Genomic DNA, 3,899 nt, shown 5'->3' with positions numbered 1-3,899 from the left:
TTTTGATTAACTGATGATGCCCATTGTAGATATATTGTGTTTGATATAGCCAGTTTTTTGCCTGAATAGCCTTATTCACTGCTGTGAGAATACTGTTTTCTTGCAACTGATTTTCACCAATACCTGCAACTGGAAAATCCGCTTGTAGATCACTCAACCCAAGAGATTTTGCGCTAAAAATAGTTTTTGATAATAAATCACCTGTCACAAGATCATAGGTTTCAACGGTAAAGCCATCAACACAAAGCTTCTGCCCACAGTTATAAGCAGTGTAACTGATTTTACGCCCATTGATGCGATCAACTAAGGTATGTTGACTCATCGTCACACGATCTCCTTGTTCATCTGTTACTGCTGTTGCTGTTTTACTGACTAACTGATGTAGATCATCATAATGGTATTGTATTGTATTGCCGGCGCTATCGGTTTGGGATAGTAAGAGTCCAAGTCCTGTGCCATTCTTATCAACATCATAAGTATTATGCGTACGCATGGTTTGCGTTTTGCCATTAATAAGCACACTCACGCTGCGATCTGTTACCAGACCAAAACCATCAGCCACTACACTTTCTATGCGCCCATCCGGCAAAGTGGTCGTTTGTTGATTCTCACCACTACAATTACCCTGTTCTCCTTGACAACGGTAATGCGTACGAAAACGGGTAATATTGCCATCTGGCGTAATTATCTCAATGAGGTTGCCCAGTGCGTCATATCGATAAAAGCTCGCGTTACCAAGCCCATCGGTAGTAATTAATACCTCTCCTGTTTGTTTATCAATATATTGACTGTGTGTTATTGGCAAATAAGCCTTAGCATCTTTTGTAACACCATTTAAGGTCGTTGTTTTTTCCATAAGCTTGCTGCAGTCTATACTAAAATCTGCATTTTGCGGCAATCCAGGGCAAGCACCTGCTGCAAGGTTCTCGACATAATGCATATTAACTATCTGGCTGACTATATTGCCTTTATCAATCCCCAGGCTAGCGGCAGCAGCACCATAGCTTAACTGCTCTGAAATCATCCTTCCATAGTTATCATAATGGTAAGCTCGTCGGTATACTGCATGAAAAACAGGTGTTGTGCCATTTGTATAGGTATAATAACCTGTATCATGCTCAGCAATCACTTTTCCAGCTAATGTACCATCTGTCGCGATAGTGTTCTCTTCACCTAAAGCCCATACCTTAGCTGAGTCATTATCGGTGCTGTTTTCCATATTTTTTTGCCAATACCTGGCTTGTGGGATACTAACCTTTCTTATCAATAAACCATAGTGCGCATCGTCATAATAAAATTGTTTTTGATCAGCCCCAGTATCATTTTTTGAATTGCTATAGTCCCATCGACCTGTACTATGGATAACCTGACCATATGCATTATATTGCGTTGTATTGGCAAATGTGTCTCCTGGTTTTCCTAACTCATAGGCCGTCTGCCATATTTCTGCGGGTTTTGTATAGTTTGCCGGCAGCTCAGTAAAATAAGGCTCGGTATTGGAGTTGCTATTTAGCGGAAACGCACCAGCATTCTCACCTGTGTATAAGACGTGCTCCTTCATCAATAAAGCGTTATTTGCGCTACTGTCGCTAACCGATACATCCTTTAGTAAATGATCGTGATTATACGTTGAGCGTGAGCTCAAATCTGCGCTTTGACCATCAACCTCATAAAGGTAATCTGCTGGTGCCTGTTCAAGTAATGCATCTTTTGTCGGATCATTATGTGATAGTGATAAACCATTGCCAATATAATTATGCCCATCCTGCCCTTGTGATTCAACATCCAGATTTGATAAGGTGCGCATGGTCATCGTCTGCCCGTTTGATGCTTTGGCTGTATAAAACAAATCCTCAGCAACATCTATTTTACTACCACCGTAGTTTAAGCCTGGTTGGTAAGTAACATTCGCATGCATACCTGTTGGATAATCTACCTCGTCAATGGCATTTTCATTACCCTGTAAGGTTGAGTAATCAAAGCCAAAAGATATCGCTGCACTTCCCTGGCCTTCAACCAGTCGTGATAGACGCCCGTACGAATCTGTGATAAATTGTACTTTATGCGTATTGCCTTCTGCATCTGGCCCTTTTTCTGTTAGTGTCACGCTCTGGCCATAGTTAAAATCCACCTCTTCTGTAACTCCATCCGCGCTTACTACCACCGATTGAATCATATGGTTGACGGATTGATTTGGAATCGCCGGGCTGATGTAATGAACAACTTCCTCATTACCCAGAAGGCTCACCCCTTCAATAAATCGCCCGCTCTTATCGAGATATTCCTGGTAGCCATTGTGCAGTAAGATAACATAACCGTAATGATCAGGTGCAGCTATACGCGTTTTATTAGCAATATCAGTTGCACAGCTTGTGTTAGCAGCGCATATTTTAACCCCTGCCTCATGATCATAGCGCAAGGTATATTCTCCATCTGCGGTAGTTGCTGCACAAACCCCTGGCTTGCCACTGGCAGGACATAAATAATACTGCCCATGGCCACCAATAGATAAATAATGCGTAGCCATATTTAATTGATCAAAGCCAAGTGACCAGCCAACCCCTAAATTATCCAGATTTGAGTTGGAGGCACCATCATAAGCAGCAGTTAACTTCACTCCCCCAGGCAAATGCATCAATGCGAGGTTCAGGCTAAGCTCCCCCGTTTGCGCATTAATGCTGGCACTTATATTACCACCCATGTTAAATGCCGTAGAATTTGGTGCCTGATTACCACTATTTTGAAGCGCTTTTGCCTCTGTCAAATTTATGCTAATTCCAACGCCAAAAACCACAGTTAATGCCAGATATGAAAATTTGGTAAATCCGCGCCTCATACATTTATTCTCCATCGATATTTCACAAACACATTTATTAATACCACACAAGGTGCAACAAGCGTTTCTAGCTAGGATCTAATTGCAACCATATTTTGTTAAAATTTGAATAAGCTGATTGCGTCATGCATAAAAAAATTCGTTAAAGCTGGTTACATGCTCTGGTACTTATCTTTTGTCATGCCCATAACCTTAATGGTATTACCATCACGCTTGAACACTAACTGCGATGTTGTGTTAACATCTATACAGTAATTAGGATAATCAGTACACAAAGAAGGAAATTCATTACCTAGTTCCAAACTTGACCAACCTTGAAAATTAGAAGCAATACTCGGGATAAGTTGTGAATTTAGAGCTTCTATATTACCATCAGTACTTAATAATATGCTCATAGCATTAGCTTCTACCCCTCCAACAGTATCGTCAAATCCTATAGCACCCAACAACCGTGTGAAGCTAAATTTAATATAAGTAAGACTTGGATTTCCATTTTCAAACCCATGCAACCCTGGATTAAAGCTTGCCCCTGGTGCTAAAATTGTCGGGTTATTACAATCTTGGCTTAAGTGGTCAACGTGCAATGAACTGCTTCCCCAAGCACATAAATACAGAGTCCTACCCGTATCATTCTCAATCCTCGTATGCGGCCAGTCGTCATCATTTAAGGGTGTCACAGGAACCGTACTGTCAAGTTTCGTCACAGGATAGCGATTTCCCCAAATATCATATAACCCTGAAATCTCAGCTGCCATACCCAACACTGGCAATGGCATTGGGTAGCCCTGAATATTATTCCCGACTTTGACACTTTTCAAAGTTATCCACAGGTTTGAAGAAAGATATTTTTGCTCAGGCCTTATTTTATAAGGGTTTTTGTCTTCCAAAAAGGTCAATTTGTAGTGCCTAGTAAAAATATTAGTTGATTTTAAATGGCACTATGTTACCCTTAAAAAAAACGATGAGACCCATGCCATGTTCGTTCGAATTAAGTCAACACCGAATAGCCCAAGAAAATCTGTTCAAATTGTGTCATCTGTTCGCATTGGCAATAAAGTAATAC

The 3,899-nt window shown here is 40.9% G+C and carries 2 protein-coding genes; both read right to left on the bottom strand.

The window, feature by feature from the left end:
• Positions 1–2,836 (bottom strand): RHS repeat domain-containing protein (locus DNK84_RS13450; RefSeq protein WP_162902492.1); only part of this gene is annotated, 2,836 nt, incomplete at its 3' end.
• A gap of 152 nt (positions 2,837–2,988) precedes the next feature.
• Entirely contained in the window at positions 2,989–3,654 is a 666-nt protein-coding gene (locus DNK84_RS13445; protein ID WP_162902491.1) for a hypothetical protein, read from the bottom strand.
• Positions 3,655–3,899: the final 245 nt, after the last annotated feature.

The sequence above is a fragment of the Facilibium subflavum genome, assembly GCF_003574485.1.
GTDB lineage: Bacteria > Pseudomonadota > Gammaproteobacteria > Francisellales > Francisellaceae > Facilibium > Facilibium subflavum.
Note: the sequence above shows the minus strand (reverse complement) of the source record. Positions and strands in the feature narration are given on the sequence as shown.